Raw genomic sequence first — 17,889 nt, 5'->3', positions numbered from 1 at the left:
ATTTAGCTACACTCATTATTTTAGGTCACGAAGGAAAAGTAAAAGAAATATTAGAAATAAAAAATGATGATGATTTCCTAAAATATTATAGCGGTTATACAGCGGATGAGATTCCTTTTTTAAACAGTTTACTCTCTTAATATACCGGCACTTACTGCTAGATGTTTATATAGGCTTAGCTTAATTTCATGTATTAGAGGTTCTTTATTATGAGTATATAAATAACTAATAAATTTTTTATCGCTATTTGTAATGAAGATCAATTAAATTTTGATCTAGCACTTGAGCAATTAGAAGATAGCGAATCTTTAAACTCAAAAGATAAAGCAAGGTTAGAAAAAATTTGCTCTTTTCAAGTAGAAGACGGAATGGTGCGTTTGGAGGTAGCAAAGGGTTATGATTGCTTACTACGTCTTTATCTAGACAAAAATGCTACTTTAGTTCAGCAATATAAAGCGATTAAAAACGGTAGTTACGGTTTAGATACTTTATATACTAAAAAAGCTGCGATTAATTTAGCTACACTCATTATTTTAGGTCACGAAGGAAAAGTAAAAGAAATATTAGAAATAAAAAATGATGATGATTTCCTAAAATATTATAGCGGTTATACAGCGGATGAGATTCCTTTTTTAAACAGTTTACTCTCTTAATATACCGGCACTTACTGCTAGATGTTTATATAGGCTTAGCTTAATTTCATGTATTAGGCAGGTCATCTTTTAATGAAAAAACTATACAAACCGATTACAGGCTTGCCATAGAAGAAATACAAAATGTAATTAAACTAACCGGTATAAAGCAAAATAACATCATACTCGATATAGCATTGACTATTAATGATAAGTTTGCTATTCATGCCGGCACAGTAATATCCTCTAGTCTACTAAATAATGACTTAGATAGTTTCCTATAGATTTCATATTGTTTATGACCCCGTTAGTCAAGAATCAATGGGAAAATTAGCTTCCATGAAGCTTTAGCCGATAAGAAAATAAAATTTACGGGTAATTGGCCTAGTTCAATAATGTATAGGTTATATTTTGATCAAATCTTTCCTCATCTAGATTCTATATTATATCTTGATGCAGATATTGTAGTACTGCGTGATTTAAATTCTCTTAAAAAATAGATATGAGTGATTATATTACTGCGGGTAGCATAATAGATACAGGTATTACATATTGTAGTCATAAAGTGACAAAAGAATGTAAGAGAAATATAGCTCATTCTTATAAAAATAGCGGGGTGGTATTTTTAAACTTAAAAAATATGCTTTTAGAAACTTTACAAAATTCAAAATGTGATTTTTCTTTGCCTGACCAAGATTTATTTACCGATAAGCAGGAATTATGGAAGACAAATCAGGACATAGAGAAATAACACCTTGGAATAGTATAAATTAATTATTTTAATTGACTTTAGCACTTAAGAGATTTAAAAGTTAACTTTAATATGTAAGGTTACAATAAAAATGTTACCGCCTAAAATTTTCTTTGAAAAAGTTAAAGAAATAATGTGGCCTATAGAAAGGAAAGAATTAAAGCTATTTATACCTATGGCTTTAATGATGTTATGTATCCTTTTTAATTTTGGGGCTTTAAGATCTATCAAAGATAGTTTAGTAGTACCCTCTATGGGGGCTGAAATTATTAGCTTCTTAAAATTATGGTTAGTATTACCCTCGTGCGTAATTTTTACCGTACTTTATGTTAAACTTAGTAATAAATTAAATTTTGAATATATTTTCTACATTATAGTCGGCAGTTTTTTATTATTTTTCTTACTATTTGCCTATATTATTTATCCAAATCAAGATATTTATCATCCTAATGATGATATGATAAATAACTTAATTGCTTCATACCCTAATTTTAAATGGTTTATTAAAATAGGTAGTCAATGGAGTTATGCACTGATGTATATTTTCGCAGAATTATGGAGTGCAGTAGTCATAAACTTAATGTTTTGGCAGTTTGCCAATCACATTTTTGATGCTTCTAAAGCTAAAAGATTCTATCCCATTCTTGGAATGGTCGGTAATATCGGTCTTATAATAGCAGGCAGCGTACTTGTCTTTTTCTCAAGCGGGCAAGACGTCATTGATTCAGAATTATTACCGGATTCTTTTAATTCATCTGCCGGAAATGCTATAATGCTTCAGCCAATCATGTCAATTATTGTTACTGCAGGAATAATTGCTATGCTTCTATTTAGAATAATCAATAGATTTATTTTAACAGATTCCATAAATGTTTTAGATGCAAAAAAAGTTACAGCTAAAATGAAAACAAAACTTTCGGTAATTGAAAGTATCAAATTAGTAATTCACTCAAAATATATAGGTCGTATTGCCTTATTAATAATCTGTTATGGATTATTAATAAATATAGTTGAAGGACCTTGGAAAGCAAAAATAAAAGAATTATATCCAAACACTATAGACTATGTTAACTTTATGGGCAGGTTTAATATTTGGATGGGGATATCATGCGTTACTTTCATGATAATAGGCAGTAATATTCTTAGAAGACTCGGTTGGCTCATTTCTGCATTATTAACTCCTATTATGTTGTCTATTACCGGCTTGATGTTTTTTATCTTTATAATTTTTATTGAAGAAATAGGAGCATGTTTCGGTGATTTTAATCTTCTATATGCAGCGATTATTGTTGGAGCAATTCAGAACATACTGAGTAAATCGTCCAAATATTCATTATTCGATTCAACAAAAGAAATGGCGTATATTCCTTTATCTTTAGAGCTTAGAACTAAGGGAAAAGCTGCCGTAGAGGTAATAGGTACTAAATTCGGTAAATCGCTTGGAGCATTTATACAGTCTTTGATATTTATTATTATTCCGACTGCTACCTTTGATTCTATTATAATATATTTATTAGTAACTTTTATAGTTATGATGAGTTTATGGATTTGGAACGTTATAAAATTGAATAAGGAATATATAGAGCTGTGTAAGTAAACGTCATGGCGAGCGGGCATTGTTGCGTGGATACCACCCAATCATTGCGAGCAGTCGTAGACTGCGTGGCAATCTCATGAAATAATAACAAACTCCTGAGATTGCTTCGTCAAAATTTTCAATTTTTCCTTGCAATGACGAAAAAACTTATCCATACAACAACAGAAAATCACACTATAATACCGATTTAAAGATGAAAAAAATTCTTAAAATAATATTATTTATAACTATCTTTATTATACTCGCATATAGTGGGCTGTGGTTTACTATTATGTTCTCTTTATCACACTCTATAAATCAAAAATATGCCGGTACCAACCTTAATATAGAAGAGGCTGGTAATAATCCTAATCAGCAATATCTTATTAAGTTTTCTAAAGTTCAGCCATATGGTTTTCCTTTCAAATTAGGTATTTCAGTAATTAATTGGCAAGAAGAGAGTATTAATAGAGCAACTGAATTTACCACACCGATAAATATCGGTTATGATTTACTTAAGCAGAAATTATTTATACATTTTTCTGGAGAAGCATTCGGAAAATTTAAGCCGGTTCAAAGAGGCTTTGGAGTAAGATTTTATAATGAGAACTGTATATTATCAACAAAAATACCGTTAAATTTTAAATTATTTGAAATAGTACGATTTAAAAAAGATTTATTTGAAGTTATAAATTTAATAGAAAATATTAAATTTACTTCCGGTAAAACAGAAATTTTTGACTTAGTCGATAATCAAAAATTATATGAAGAAGATCATACTATACTTACTATGTTATTTGACAAAAGTAAGTATTATACAAGTAAACAGGATTTCCTTGATAACATACCGCAAAAATTAGAAATTTATTATGAAACCGAAATAGTACAAAGTAACCTTGAAGATAGAATAATACCTGCCGGCTTATTATTATATAGACCCGCTTGGAATAATAATTTCAAATTTTCCGGTAATTTCTTGATTAGTACTAGTAGTGTGCATTTTAAAGATATTGCTAAAGATTTAACAATTGAAGTTACTAATGCAAAAATCAATAGTAATAACTTTGAAAATAATATTAATTTATTATATAAAGGTAAGTTAAACGATTTCGGCAATAATAATATTGATCTTTTGGTAGATTCGCAATTTAAGCTAAAACCTGGTTTTATAATAGGTTCATTAGAATTTATAAAGAAATATTACGATAAGCAAACCTATTTATTTAAACTTTCTGATAATAAGCTATATAAAGATTTTAATAATGAACTAAGCTATATTTTAAATAATAATAAACAATATAATTTTAGTATTTTTGAAGATAGGGAATATAATTTTAATTTAAATATTAATTTAGTGACTGAATTAAACAAATTAACTAGAGCACAGATAAATGCTTTAAGTCTCTATTCAAACGCATCGGGATTTAATATAACAAATGAAACTATAGTAAATGCTCTTAAAGATTCTTACAGTAAAGGTACGATAGTAATTAATGATTACTCTAGAATAATAGATGTTTTAAGTGCATATATATACGGAGTAGGGGATTTTAAAAATTTTTCGGAAGAGAGTAAGGAAGTATACGGGAATGCTTTGAAATCATTTTTAAAAACTATTTCCGATCACCCGAATTCATCTAATTTAATTGATGCTAGCATTGAGTATGTGTTTGATTTGTCCGATTTAAACAAAGCTAAAATAGGTAATATAGATGATATAAATAAACTTATACCTTTATATTATTTATCTTTATATCAAGCAGCAGTAAAAAAAGTGCAACCCGGTGAAAATGTAAAAGAAAAAATTATGGAGTTAATTCCTAATGTTAATCAAAAAATATTAGAGGAATGTATACTCGATGAACTTCGTTAATCATCATTATTACTGCGTCAAAATTTTCAATTTTTTCTTGCAATGACAGAACAATTTATAAAAATACCATGAATATTATAGTAAAAATACAGCAAGATTTAAAAGATGAAGTAACTAAGTTAAACAATTTAATCATTAGCTGTTTAAAAAGTGATGAAGAGTTAATAGAAAAGGTCGGTAAATATTTACTAGAAGCAGGAGGTAAAAGAATTCGTCCGCTTTTAACTATAATAACTGCTAAAATGTTTGATTATAAAGGCGATAATCATATAAAGCTTGCAAGTGCCGTTGAATTCATTCACACCGCCACATTGCTTCATGATGATGTGGTAGACGACAGCACTTTAAGAAGATTCAAACCTACGGCTAACGTTATTTGGGGCAGTAAAACAAGTATTTTAGTGGGTGATTTCCTCTTTAGTCAGTCTTTTAAGTTAATGGTAGCTTCCGGCTCTATTAAAGCTATGAATGTTCTAGCTAAAGCTTCGGCAATTATTTCCGAAGGGGAGGTAGTACAGCTAGTGAAGTTAAATGAACGACGTATTATAACTATAGACGAATATCAGCAAATAGTTAAATCTAAAACCGCCGAACTATTTGGAGCTGCTTGTGCAGTTGGAGCTATTATAGCAGAGCAGGTAGACCATATTTCTAAAGATATGCAGGACTTTGGGAAATTACTCGGTACGATATTTCAGGTTATAGATGACTTGCTTGATTATTTGGGTAATGATAAACAGGTAGGCAAAAATATTGGCGATGATTTCTTAGAAGGAAAAGTTACATTACCGCTGATTTTTTTATATAATAAGTTAGAGCAAGATAAGCAGCTTTGGCTCGAAAATATAATTAAATGTGATAAGCGTACTAAAGATGACTTTGTAAAAATACATGACTTAATGGTAAAGCATGAAGTTTACAATGAAACAGTTAATTATTTGATAGAAAATGAAGCAAGTTTAGAAAATGAAGCAAGGAAGTTATTAAATAAAATTCCGGTTCAGAATATTTATAAAGACTATTTGTTTTCGATTATTAAATTTATTTTGGATCGCTCTTATTAAATAGTTATTGCGTGAAGGCAATGACAACATTTGCATTCGTAGCTCAGCTGGATAGAGCGTTGCCCTCCGAAGGCAAAGGTCGTTGGTTCAAATCCAATCGAATGCCCCATCACTTTGCAAGATGGGCTATTTATTTTCCATAATATAGATTATAGAACAATTACTTAATTTTGTTTTGCAGTACCTGCTTCTAATGAAAATTTAGGATGCATGTCAAATGTTTTTAAAGGGATGTCTTCATTGTAAAAATATGGCTGGGACGGGAGGATTCGAACCTCCGGATGACGATACCAAAAACCGTTGCCTTACCACTTGGCGACGTCCCAATGTAGAAATTAGAATAGACTTTATACCAATAAATAGCGGAAACGTCAATTACAATAATGATTGTAAAAATAAATTTATTTCATTATTAAGCCAATTCCTCGCTTGCGTGGATAATAAATCATAAATTTTAGCTCTAATTTTGTTATAATATTCCTTGATATAGTTTATTTCATCAATATTAAGTAGTTTCATATCAGTCAATTTACTAGCATAAGGCACTAGGCTTAAGGTCTCAAACTCAAGCCATCCATTATTTTCTTTTACATACATCAAATTCTCAATTCTAATACCATATTTTCCAGGAATATAAAAACCCGGTTCATTAGATAAGATCATACCTGCTTTAAGTATTGTTTTATTACGAAGATTTATGCTTTGCGGTCCTTCGTGAACACTTAAGAAGCTCCCTACCCCATGCCCTGTACCGTGTGGATAATCTAGCATTTCTTGCCATAAATATTGCCGAGCGAGTATATCAAGATTAGCTCCTGCGATGATATTTTTTGGGAATTTGGCTTTAGCTAAAGCAATATGTCCTTTAAGTACTTGCGTATAACGCTTTTTCTGCTCATCTGTCGGTATACCTATTACTATTGTTCTAGTTATATCGGTAGTAGCACCTTGATACTGACCGCCGGAATCTATCAGTAATATCCCCTGCCCTTCAATTTTTTTAGCAGTTTTTTGGTCAGCTCTATAATGAATAATAGCACTATTTTCCTGAAATCCGCAAATAGTAGGAAAACTATCCGAAACATATCCCTCTTGTTTAGCTCGTTGCTCTGTAAGCTTTAAACCGAGGGAATACTCGGTCAATTCGTTATTTCCTATGTCATTCCCGCAAAGGCGGGAATCCATATTATGTTTTTCTGGATCCCCGTTTTCACGGGGATGACATTGAGAGAAATCAGCAAAAAATTCACATAAAGCTACTGCATCTTTAATATGCAAATCGATTGCATGCTTAATTTCTACATCGTTCTTACAAGCTTTAAGCATTAAGCATGGATCGGTAATTTTTTGTACTTTTTTGTCAGCTACTAAGTCCATTATATGAACAGATGCTATAGTATCATCAATAAAAATATTAAACATCTTCCCAAACTTCGCTTCTAGAGGTAATTTAGACATCGATCCGATACTCGTATCCTCACGTACGCTTTTATACGCTGCGGTGCTGCGTTTCGTATCTCCTTTAAGTTCCTCTCTATAAGCTGGTTTGGAAAGATGTTTATTCTCTCTATCTCTTAAAATATTTTCAAATTCTTCTTCCAGTAAAATCGTTATTTCAGGACAAGCATTAATAATTTCGGCATCGATTCTTGTAGGATTTATAAACAAATATAATTGTGTAGAAGTGAGTATAACTTTTGCAAACATTAAAGGCGTATAAGCAACGTCACTAGCCCGCAAATTTAGTAACCAACATATGGAGGAGCTATCGAGAATGACTAAGGCAGATTGCTCGGTGTCATGCCCGCTTTCCTCTATGTCATTCCCGCAAAAGCGGGAATCCAAAAAAATTTCACGACATTTACTTATTTTATCAGTATGACTAACGCCCGCAAACTTAATATCATACAAATAAACTTTAGAGTTTGGCTCTAGCGGCTGATTTGGCCAAATCTTATCAACTAAATTTCCATTAATCTTCTGAAAATTGAACTTTAAATTTGATATAGTGGGATAAGTAAATAATTCAGAATCGTATCCTATTTTTGCATCTTTACCAAACTTAGATATATCTTTTAAGTCAAAAAGCTTAAAAAGCTCTAAATCCAGCTCTTTATTTGCTTGCTCTAAATAACGTCCATCGGTAAAGAATAATGCTGTATCTTTATATATAATAGCTATACCGTTTGAACCAGTAAAACCTGTTATATATTCAAGTCTCTTTGCGTAGCTTGGAACATATTCACTCATATATTTATCGTTAGACGGAATTATATAACCGTCTATATCATATTCTGTGAATAAATTTCTAAGCAGATTAACGCGGATTTTTGTCATGTTTATATCTCTTATGTCGTGCTCTTGCCCGCTTGGAGGTTGAGCCGTCATTGCGAGGAAATTACTTAAGTAATTGACAAAGCAATCCAGTTAAAAAATTCTGATTTACAGAATTTTATTATTATTTTTTCCGGATTGCCACGCTCCTTACAGTCGCTCGCAATGACGGCTCAGCATCCAGCTAGGCAACGCTCATAGACGGTAAGGACATTTATACCATCCATAATACAAAGGAATACCAAAGATAGTAAAAGAACTAGCTATAATCAGAGTTTTAACAGGTGTTTCATAGATAACCCATGCACAAAAGATAATCGATATTATAGCTATAAGTAAATAATAATAAGAAAAATTTTCTTTTGAGCTAAAAATCACCTTTAAGAAAGCTAAGCTACAAATTAAATAGACGAATAAGAATGTTATTGCCGAGAAATCTATTATTTGTGTAATCTGTTTGGCAAAATTATCATTTGCTGTAAAGACTAATAACGGCACAATGCCAAGGCAGCTTACAATAATTCCGTGAGTTGGAGCGTTATTGCTATTTTTCTTAGCAAAAAATTTTGGTAATAAACCATCTTCTGCAAGCCCAAGAGCTATCTGTCCGCTAGTTAGCACCCAAGCATTGAGCGTACCTATACATATAATCGAGGCTATAACCGTAATAATTACGCTTGACCATTTACCTCCGAATAATAATGAAGCGGCATCGGCATAAGGAGCTTTAGCACTAATAAGTTCAGAAGCAGGGATTAATCCCATTATACCTATGCTATTAACAATATATAACACTGCTACGCAAAAAGTTCCAACTATTATGGCTCGTGGAATGGTTTTTGCCGGATCTTTTACCGCACCTGCCGTGGTAGTTGCACATTCTACGCCGATAAATCCCCAAAAAGTAAGAAGTGCAACTCTTCCCATAATGCTCGGAATGCTTAAATTCTCTACTTCCTCGGCAATAGTTATATTATCTATATTAAAATGTGATAAAGCACATAAACCTACTACAAGCAATGGAACAAATTTTAAGAGAGTTAAATAAAACTCTGCTTTTCCTGTTACTTCAGGACCTTTTAAATTTAAAACCATAATAGCACCTAATAATATGATCTGTAATATTAAGTCTAAAATCGCTTGTGATTTAAAAAAAGGCGTTAGATAACCTATTGCCGAAATGACTACTATACTTGTACTGACAAAGGATATAACCCAGTAAGTCCAACCGGTGAAAAAAGCTATTTTATCCCCGAAATTTTCCCGTACATAAACGTGCGGACCTCCTGTTTTAGGAAATTTTGCACAAAGGGTAGAAAATACCAGTGCTATACTCATAGCACCAAATAATGAAAGTACCCAGCCCCAAATGCTGTATATACCGAACGGTGCTAAACTTAACGGCAATATAAAAACGCTAGTACCGATTTGACTGCCGGTTACTAAGGCAAAAACCGCCCAGAAACCTAATTTTTGTGACATATTTGATCTAATTTAAAGAAACAGCTTTAAAATAGCTGAAATAATGATTTTTAGCAATAGTTAAAACTACTATAATTATTTTACTCTTGATTTCTAAACAAAAGATTGATAGCTTAAAAAAGCTATCAAAAATAATCTTAGGAGTTAATATGCCAAATCACACCGCTAAAGTTTATACAGTGAAATCAGGAGATGCTTTATCAAAAATTTCACAAAATTATGGTACTCCTGTTCAGAATTTAGTTAAATATAATATACGCGATCCTAATCATATCGCAGTAGGCTGGGGGATTTCATTTTCCGGTGATTTGCATGATTTTTCTTAAAATAAAGCTATTGGTGTAATAGTCAACTGCAATTGACTTTTTATGGTGATTATTAAATTTAAGATTTCCTCCAACAACGGCAATTTTTTTATCAGAATCCAAACTTTTAATATTACTGACATTTAAAACATATTCAGCAGATTCTAAACCATCAACTTTAATATTATAAACCGAATATCCATACTCTTGCTCAATCTTTATCCCCTCTATATTATCACGGTCATGTACTTTTTTCGATATCAGCATCTCTCATAAGTCTAATTTCAGCCCTTCTTTCCTTTTCTTCTGTATTAAGCGGAGAAAAGAAATCAATTCTTTCCTCTAGTTCTTTTCGTAAGCTTTCAATATTAGGTGAAGGATAAGAGAATATTTTATTATAAACCCAGTTAAACATATTTTAAAACCTTTATTGATTTTAAAGTGTTACACACTAAAAGATTTGCCGCAGCCGCAATTAGCTTTTTCGTTGGGATTGGTGAAAGTGAATTGGGATTTGAATTTAGTCTCTACATAGTCCATTTCAGAACCTAGAATATACATTAATGCCTTTGGATCGATTAGTATCCGTACGCCCTTTTCTTCAACTACTTCATCGAATTGATTTTTACTATCGGCATATTCCACGTAATAAGTCTGACCGGCACAACCGCCTGACTTAACCCCTACCCTAATACCAAAGGTAGGCTTGGCGCGTTTTTCTATTAGCAATTTTACTTGCCTTGTAGCAGAATCGGTTAATGAAATAACATTTTTCATGTTTTAAGAGTCTTTTTTGCTTTCTTTTTTCTGTTTGTAATCGGCTATAGCTGCTTTTATTGCATCTTCAGCAAGTAGTGAGCAATGTAATTTTACCGGTGGAAGTGACAATTCTTTGGCTATTTCGGTATTTTTAATAGTCTCAGCATCTTCTACCGATCTTCCTTTAACCCACTCCGTTACTAAAGAGCTTGAAGCAATAGCTGAACCGCAGCCGAATGTTTTAAATTTAGCATCTGTAATAATCCCGTCATCATCAACTGCGATTTGTAACTTCATAACGTCACCGCAAGCAGGAGCTCCAACTAGTCCTGTACCAACATTTTTATTTTCTTTATCAAGCGATCCAACATTACGAGGATTTTCATAATGATCTATCACTTTTTTGCTATAAGCCATTGTGATTCTCTAAAATTTGGTTTTGTATGTTATACTTGCGTGAATACCTGAGCCGTCATTGGATATTCTCAATGTACAGCCCATTTAATCTTTTTCAAATCAATTCCCTCTTGCATCATTTCCCAAAGAGGGCTTAATTCCCTTAGTTTATCGATTTTTGAGCATATTAAATTTACTGCGTAGTCAACTTCCTGCTCGGTAGTAAATCTACCTATGCCGAACCTAATTGCAGTATGGGCAAGCTCTTCACCGATTCCCATAGAACGTAAAACATATGACGGCTCTAAAGAGGCAGAAGTACAAGCAGAACCGGAGGAAACCGCTAAATCTTTAATGGCAAGGATAATTGATTCTCCTTCAACTCCGACAAAGCTTAAATTTAAATTACCTTTATATCTTTGATTTTTATCGCCGTTTAAATAAACTTCTGAAATTCGCTTATGTATATTATTTAAAAATCTGTCGAATAAGTAATTTACGTGCTTAGTATCTTTGTCCATCTCACTATACGCTATTTCAGCAGCCATGCCAAGCCCTACGATTAAAGGAGTCGGTAGCGTACCTGAACGCATACCTCTCTCCTGCCCGCCACCGTTTATGAGCGGTGTAACACGCACACGAGGTTTTTTCCTTACATATAATGCCCCTATTCCTTTCGGACCGTAAATTTTATGCCCTGAGATACTGGCAAGATCAATATTAAACGCGTTAACATCAATTGGAATTTTACCAAAACCTTGAGCAATATCGGAATGAAAAAAAACGCCCTTTTCACGGCAAATTTTCCCGATTTCCTTTAAAGGCTGAACAACACCTATTTCATTATTAACCACCATAACTGAAACTAACATAGTCTGATCGGTAATGGCATTTTTTAGAGTTTCTAAATCGATTATTCCATTTGGCTTAATTGGTAAGTATGTGATTTTTATACCTTCTTGCTCTAAATGCCTGCAAGCATCAAGTACGCATTTATGTTCACTGACTACGGTAATAATATGATTCTTTTTATTGCTGTAAAATTTTGCTATTCCCTTTATTGCAAGGTTGTTAGACTCAGTTGCACCGGAAGTGAAAATAATTTCTTTAGTATCCGCTCCTATTAACTTTGCTACCATACTCCTTGCCTCTTCAACGGCGTTTTCTGCCTCCCAACCGAAAGAATGGCTGCGTGAATGAGGATTGCCGAACTTGGTAGTAAAATAAGGCAACATTGCCTCCATTACTCTTGGATCTATTGGAGTCGTCGCCTGATAATCCATATATATCGGTAAGGTTAAATTGTTTAATTGTGGGTTCATATGGTTAAATTAATTCATGTTTTGGTATAGTTTAAACAGTCATCGATGTCATTCCCGCGGAAGCGGGAATGACATCAACGGAACCGTGCAACAACATCGCTTTTAGCTAGGAATGAAATCATAAATCTCCTCAAAAGCCTCTATAAAAGCCTCTATATCACTTACCGTATTAGTATGGCTTAAAGATATCCTAATCGAAGATTTTGCTTCTTCTTCCCCTACACCCATATTGGTTAATACATGCGATTTAGATATTTTTCCCGATGAACAAGCAGAACCGGAACTTACGCAAATATTATGTAAATCAAACCCGATTAATTTCGCTTGTGCATCCGTATTTGGTATAGTAATTAAGGTAGTATTAGGCAACCTAGCTACGTTATTACTAACAATATTTACATTAGGATATTTTTTTAATTTTTTCTCTAAATTTTCTTGTAACTTTTTGATTTTTATATAATTTTCTGAGATATTGTCTATCCTCAATGCAGAAGCTAAACCAAATCCTGCAATTGCTAAAACATTTTCAGTGCCTGCACGTACTGATTTTTCCTGCCCTCCTCCTATAATCATTGGAGTAACTTGAAAATTAGAGCTAGAAATTAAAGCAGCACCACCCTGCCCCCCTCCTATTTTATGCCCTGAAATTGTAGCAAAATCTAATCCTAATGCTTTGATATTTATTGGTATTCTGCCAAAACCTTGCACTAAATCGCTATGAAATTTTGCCTCATATTTTTTAGTTATTTTACCTATCTCAGCTATATCTTGTAAAACTCCACTTTCATTATTAGCCATTATTATGGAAACTAGTTTTTTACTAGTATTACTTTGAGCTAACAACTCTTCTAAATGTTCTAAATCAACTAGCCCTTGCGTATTAACTCTTATAACTTTAATATTTGGAGCATAGTTTATATGGTTATAGATCGATAAATGTTCAATAGCTGAAATAAAAATATCGCCGTCATAAAAATTTTTCATTATTAAATTATTACCTTCAGTCCCTGATGAAGTAAAAGTAATATCATATTCTCTAGATGATAAGGTTATACCAAGAGCCGCCGCTATTTGTACGCGTACTGTTTCTATGAGATTCTTAGCAAATCTACCTGAGCTATGTGCTGATGAAGGGTTAAGCTCCTTGTCCATTAAACTTATTATGAATTCCTTAACTCTAGGGTTGATAAAAGTAGTAGCATTATGGTCTAAATATATCATATATTTAAATTTGAGTTTAAAGCGTCTTTAATTGAGATATTTTCAAAATAATCTCTAATATGCTTACCAAGACCTTGCCATAATTTATGCGAATTACATTTTATTGTATCAGGCACGCAAGTTTTAACTGACTTCTTATAGCAGGTAGTCATTATAAAATTTTCGTTAACGGCGTCCATAATATCGGAAATTTTTATTTCTTCTAGGTTACCGATTAAAATATACCCACCTTTCGATCCTCTAATAGCCTTAACTAGATCAGCTTTTTTAAGTTTAGAAAATATCTGCTCTAAATAGTTAAGCGATATATTTTGTTTTACGGACATTTCATTCAAAGTGACCGGTTCGGCACTTGATTTTGAAGCCATTTCAAGTATTGCCATTACGGCATATCTTCCTTTCGTCGTTAGCATCATATAACTAACCTATTAAAACTTAAAAAGTGTTTTATATCTACAATACCCAAGTAATTTAGTCAAGTATATAATTATATTATTTAATAAAAAATTAGCTTGTTAATATAAACTAAAATTTAATTGTGTAGAAACTAGTAGAAGTAGAAAAGAAGGAGAGCATATTATAAATAAGTGATTAATCCAACATTACCTAGGGACGTTGTTGCATGGTGCAAAAAACACCTTCGATGTCATTCCTAGCTAGAGCGGGAATCCAAAATTGCTTTGTCAGCATCCCGCAAGCTTGTAGCGGGACCCAACTTAAATATTAGTACTTTAAATTATTTTTATGGTCCCAGTGGTCAAGCGAACTAGGTGACATAATGGGTTTTACCAATCCACGCAACAATGCCGGAGTATGACATTTAGCTGGATTCCTGCTTCCGCAGGCTTTCCACTTAAAAATGAACCGTGAACAAGATTTTTAGTATTTGGCAAATATTGATTTTTATGAGTACCCATATAAATTGTTCCATCCTCTCCCATTACAAATGCTTGAACATTATTCATGCTTTTACTTTCTTTACCGATATTAGAAGCTACTTTACCGTTAGCATCAAGTAATCTTTGAGAGGAGGTATCATAGAATAATTGGTGATTTTTTTCCTCTGGTCCCATACGTAATATTTCAAATTCATGCCCATCCCATATTTGTTTACCTTGAGCTATTTCTTGAAGATGATGTTCTGCAAGTTTTGGATTTGGATGAACTACCTTCTTACAGAATCTACTATTGCATCGTTTAATTTTCCTAACTCATGTTCCGGTATTAAAACATGCTTAAATTTCTTTATTAATCTATTCCAATTATCTCTAGCTCTAGTTTTTGGATCTCTAAAAGGTGTATCAATATTTCTTCCGGCATCTCCAAATAGATAAACTTTATTATCTTTTTGGACTAAGTTATCTTTGTATAAAGGCTCTCCTTCTTGATTTATAAGTGGACCTTTTCTTTCAATAGCAGCTAATTGACCATCCTTATAAAGAATAATTTTTTCATTACTTAGTCCAAACTTTGAATTAATTTGTATTTTACCCTGATGATTTAAATTACCAATACCGATACCGTCAATATCTGCAATTTGAATATCTTTATTTTTATCAACAAATTTTCTAATTTCTTCAGAATTATTAATAAATTGACCGTTATCCTTTAATATTCCTTGTATATCGCCGGTAGTATATAAGTAAATTCTTCTTTGATTGTTTTTGTGTCCTTTATAAGACCTACTGCAGCGAAAATTTGTTGAAAGAAATTTAGATTACTCTTTACTTCAACATTTTTTACTCCAATAACTTCTCGTTCATGAATTACCAATTGATCCGGCTTTAAGTAACCGCCTTTATCATAAATATTAATTACTCTTCCTCTTATAAGGTCTACTTCTGTTGCTTCTTTATCTTGTGAAAATTCCTTAACTTGCGGCTCTTCTGCAAACCTTACTTTCTTTTTTTCCTTACCCATTTAAATTACCTAAATTTATAAATAACTTTAGGTTTCATTTTAACAATAAAAACTTTTTTTTAATAATAGACTGTTTTTTTAGTAAATTGAGGATTCAAAATCACATATTATATGATAACTGATTTTTCTTATATATAGTGCAATAGGTTCTTGTTAATTTGCCAAATAGCGACAAATACTAAACAAGTTGTAAACATTTGTAGTAGCTGTAATAATATGCTTAATTCCGGTATTAATATAATAATAACCGGTTGTAATATTATCGGAACTCCGCTTGAAAACATTACTAACCTTATAGAAGTTTGTATTGAAGTTTTAGTAGTAAGTAAATTAGCTAAGCTATATACTAACAAAACTATAATACTTCTCTCTAATAAGAATGTTACAAACCAAAATAATATAATAGCCGGCATACCGAAATAAATAAATAAATTTGGTGCATATAATAAATTATTGGCAAAATATTTTTTTATTATTTCAGGAGTTAAAATTACTTCATTTTGCTTGAATATCTCAGAATAGTTAACAGTACTTAGGAAATTTTTCTTAGTATTGGCTACAATTAAATTTATCTTCAGCTTATTCTCTTCAAGTATAAACGGTATTTTGCTTTTTTCTTTGTTAGAAACTTGATTTTTTGTATCAATGACGACTATTTTATTGTTATTCTTGCTATATAAATATATAGGCTCTACTTCTTCAACTGAAATGTTTGAATTATTATATTTAATTTCCGGTAATTGATTGATAATATATTCAATGTTGGCTGTAACTTTTGATGATTGTATTCCGTTAAAATAATCTTTTAAAGTTATTATGTAATTTAATATAAAAATACAATAAATTATTGATGGGATAAAAGATAAGGTAAATACATATCTTATTCCGTACCCTTGATAGTTTTTATATACGTCTTTATAAAACTCTATAGAGCTAATTGATAAATGTAATTGACGGAGTAATGCATTTAATCCTCCTAATATAAATGATAATAAATACATGTATAAGTAATTTATTTAAGTTTTTCAACCTCTTCCTTCTTTAATCCGGTTGAGGTAGCTATTAAACCAGTTTTTACACCGGCTGTGATTAAATTTTTGGCTATATTAATTGTGATTTAAGTATTTTTTCTATTTCTATTATATCATTTTGACCCAGTTTGGTCAAAATGTAGAATAAAATTAACTCTATATAATCAATCCCTATATTAACCTCAGCAAATATAGGTAAAAGGTCCGCTATTTCTTACCATCTCTTTAACAAATCTCGTGTATGAATGTGCTTCATAAAAAATTATAAAATTCCGGACCAAGTATTTTCTGTCAATTTTTCATCAGGAATTTCATGAACATTAATTAGCTGATAATCATTAATCCAAGTAGCTTTTACTAATTCACTATTTTCAAATAATTCCCATAAATTTAAAGGAGCAGTATATTTTTGTATGCCATTATAAAACACTAAAGGATATATGAAAGGAAATTTTGTGTTTTTTAGTACTTTCTATGATATTCAGCAATATTTAACATATACCTAAATAACCAAAAAGCCATATAATAGTGTGTGACACGAGGTTGTATCAAAGAGTTGTTTCCGCTAGGCAACCATCTATGTCACTAGATGAACCTAAGAGTATGAATAAAGAGACTCAAAATGAAATATTTACCGATTGTAAGACATGTGAAAGTTAAAATGGATACTACAATATATGATCCGGCATATAAGAAATATTTTGAAAAGCGTGAGCCGACTTAAAAGAAACTCATCACATGTGCATGAGGTTCATAATAAAACGCTCCATTGAATGGGAGTAAGGTGACACACAACCAAATAGCTGGGTCTAACAGGTTTGAGTTGTGTGCGGGAAAACCAGCATACACGATTCTTAGGAGAGTGGCAATTGCTGCTTATCTGATTTTACATTTATTAGGTGTCAGAAGAGATTAACATTAGACAATATTACTATATTCACCCTTTTCATCCTGCACATAAAAATCGTTTTTTTCATTCAATATATCATCACGGTTTGTATATAAAGATTCAATAAATAAAATAGAGTCCTTTAAAGCTAGTTGCACAGCTATATTGTCCTTATCATGTCTTTCTATAACTTTAGGAAGCCCAAATTCTTTAACTACATTACCTAATTCTTTTATATTAGCTCGAAATTTAGTGGAATCAGAATTTGATATAGGTGTTTTTAAGAGATTTATTATTTCGTTTCTACGTTCTTGTGTTTTAATAATAACTATTT

18 protein-coding genes, 2 tRNA genes and 2 pseudogenes are annotated in these 17,889 nt (G+C 31.7%); 7 read left to right on the top strand and 15 right to left on the bottom strand.

Annotated elements, in window-relative coordinates:
- The 6 genes and pseudogenes from O6R16_RS06850 to O6R16_RS06825 all read left to right on the top strand — a co-directional run.
- Positions 1–186, top strand: a pseudogene (locus tag O6R16_RS06850) (glycosyltransferase family 8 protein); the annotation flags it as partial.
- Positions 187–221: 35 nt separating this feature from the next.
- Positions 222–1,406: pseudogene (locus tag O6R16_RS06845) on the top strand (glycosyltransferase family 8 protein).
- 68 nt (positions 1,407–1,474) lie between these two features.
- Positions 1,475–2,980, top strand: a complete 1,506-nt coding sequence (tlc3, locus tag O6R16_RS06840) for a nucleotide exchange transporter Tlc3 (protein WP_499680548.1) — start codon at positions 1,475–1,477, stop codon at positions 2,978–2,980.
- A 193-nt stretch (positions 2,981–3,173) separates the two neighbouring features.
- Complete coding sequence (locus tag O6R16_RS06835; protein ID WP_499680547.1) at positions 3,174–4,832, top strand: hypothetical protein; 1,659 nt, start codon at positions 3,174–3,176, stop codon at positions 4,830–4,832.
- Between the two features lie 68 nt (positions 4,833–4,900).
- Positions 4,901–5,896: a polyprenyl synthetase family protein gene (locus O6R16_RS06830; RefSeq protein ID WP_499680546.1), complete on the top strand. Its 996-nt coding sequence runs from the start codon at positions 4,901–4,903 to the stop codon at positions 5,894–5,896.
- A 32-nt stretch (positions 5,897–5,928) separates the two neighbouring features.
- Positions 5,929–6,005: transfer RNA gene (locus O6R16_RS06825), tRNA-Arg, on the top strand.
- A gap of 142 nt (positions 6,006–6,147) precedes the next feature.
- On the opposite strand, the gene O6R16_RS06820 is transcribed toward O6R16_RS06825, so the two are convergent.
- The 3 genes from O6R16_RS06820 to O6R16_RS06810 all read right to left on the bottom strand — a co-directional run bounded on the left by O6R16_RS06820 (position 6,148) and on the right by O6R16_RS06810 (position 9,712).
- Positions 6,148–6,222 (bottom strand) — tRNA-Gln (locus O6R16_RS06820).
- 49 nt (positions 6,223–6,271) lie between these two features.
- Positions 6,272–8,233 (bottom strand): aminopeptidase P family protein, encoded by a 1,962-nt coding sequence (locus O6R16_RS06815; protein ID WP_499680545.1) that lies wholly within the window; start codon positions 8,231–8,233, stop codon positions 6,272–6,274.
- Between the two features lie 192 nt (positions 8,234–8,425).
- Positions 8,426–9,712 (bottom strand): APC family permease, encoded by a 1,287-nt coding sequence (locus O6R16_RS06810; protein ID WP_499680544.1) that lies wholly within the window; start codon positions 9,710–9,712, stop codon positions 8,426–8,428.
- 149 nt (positions 9,713–9,861) lie between these two features.
- Between O6R16_RS06810 and O6R16_RS06805 the strand changes: the two genes are divergently transcribed.
- A complete protein-coding gene (locus tag O6R16_RS06805) occupies positions 9,862–10,038 on the top strand; it encodes a LysM peptidoglycan-binding domain-containing protein (RefSeq protein WP_499680543.1) in 177 nt (58 codons plus the stop codon).
- Here the strand turns inward: O6R16_RS06805 and O6R16_RS06800 are convergent.
- The 12 genes from O6R16_RS06800 to O6R16_RS06745 all read right to left on the bottom strand — a co-directional run.
- Positions 10,006–10,284 carry a hypothetical protein gene (locus tag O6R16_RS06800; protein WP_499680542.1) on the bottom strand — a complete coding sequence of 93 codons (279 nt, stop codon included), beginning with the start codon at positions 10,282–10,284 and terminating at the stop codon, positions 10,006–10,008. The genes O6R16_RS06805 and O6R16_RS06800 overlap by 33 nt on opposite strands.
- The gene (locus tag O6R16_RS06795) at positions 10,259–10,432 is read right to left on the bottom strand and encodes a hypothetical protein (protein ID WP_499680541.1); all 174 of its coding nucleotides are present in this window, start codon (positions 10,430–10,432) and stop codon (positions 10,259–10,261) included. The genes O6R16_RS06800 and O6R16_RS06795 overlap by 26 nt, the downstream gene beginning before the upstream one ends.
- A gap of 29 nt (positions 10,433–10,461) precedes the next feature.
- Complete coding sequence (locus O6R16_RS06790; RefSeq protein WP_499680540.1) at positions 10,462–10,794, bottom strand: iron-sulfur cluster assembly accessory protein; 333 nt, start codon at positions 10,792–10,794, stop codon at positions 10,462–10,464.
- 3 nt (positions 10,795–10,797) lie between these two features.
- Positions 10,798–11,193 (bottom strand): Fe-S cluster assembly scaffold IscU, encoded by a 396-nt coding sequence (iscU, locus tag O6R16_RS06785; RefSeq protein ID WP_010977348.1) that lies wholly within the window; start codon positions 11,191–11,193, stop codon positions 10,798–10,800.
- Between the two features lie 68 nt (positions 11,194–11,261).
- Complete coding sequence (locus O6R16_RS06780) at positions 11,262–12,494, bottom strand: IscS subfamily cysteine desulfurase (RefSeq protein WP_499680539.1); 1,233 nt, start codon at positions 12,492–12,494, stop codon at positions 11,262–11,264.
- Positions 12,495–12,596: 102 nt separating this feature from the next.
- Entirely contained in the window at positions 12,597–13,715 is a 1,119-nt protein-coding gene (locus O6R16_RS06775) for a cysteine desulfurase family protein (protein WP_499680538.1), read from the bottom strand.
- The gene (locus O6R16_RS06770; protein ID WP_012150915.1) at positions 13,712–14,131 is read right to left on the bottom strand and encodes a Fe-S cluster assembly transcription factor; all 420 of its coding nucleotides are present in this window, start codon (positions 14,129–14,131) and stop codon (positions 13,712–13,714) included. Before O6R16_RS06770 ends, O6R16_RS06775 begins: the two co-directional genes overlap by 4 nt.
- A gap of 369 nt (positions 14,132–14,500) precedes the next feature.
- Positions 14,501–14,788, bottom strand: a complete 288-nt coding sequence (locus O6R16_RS06765) for a hypothetical protein (protein WP_499680537.1) — start codon at positions 14,786–14,788, stop codon at positions 14,501–14,503.
- Positions 14,789–15,323: 535 nt separating this feature from the next.
- The gene (locus O6R16_RS06760; protein WP_499680536.1) at positions 15,324–15,635 is read right to left on the bottom strand and encodes a hypothetical protein; all 312 of its coding nucleotides are present in this window, start codon (positions 15,633–15,635) and stop codon (positions 15,324–15,326) included.
- A 128-nt stretch (positions 15,636–15,763) separates the two neighbouring features.
- A complete protein-coding gene (locus tag O6R16_RS06755; protein ID WP_499680535.1) occupies positions 15,764–16,636 on the bottom strand; it encodes a DUF1189 family protein in 873 nt (290 codons plus the stop codon).
- Positions 16,637–16,928: 292 nt separating this feature from the next.
- On the bottom strand, positions 16,929–17,096 hold the full coding sequence (locus O6R16_RS06750; RefSeq protein ID WP_014120874.1) for an Rpn family recombination-promoting nuclease/putative transposase: 168 nt from the start codon (positions 17,094–17,096) through the stop codon (positions 16,929–16,931).
- A 488-nt stretch (positions 17,097–17,584) separates the two neighbouring features.
- On the bottom strand, positions 17,585–17,889 hold a 305-nt coding region (locus O6R16_RS06745), incomplete at its 5' end, for a hypothetical protein (protein ID WP_499680534.1).

The organism is Candidatus Rickettsia tasmaniensis (assembly GCF_036857515.1).
Taxonomy (GTDB): domain Bacteria; phylum Pseudomonadota; class Alphaproteobacteria; order Rickettsiales; family Rickettsiaceae; genus Rickettsia; species Rickettsia rickettsii.
The sequence above is the reverse complement of the archived record's forward strand: the minus strand, read 5'-3'. Positions and strand labels throughout refer to the sequence as shown.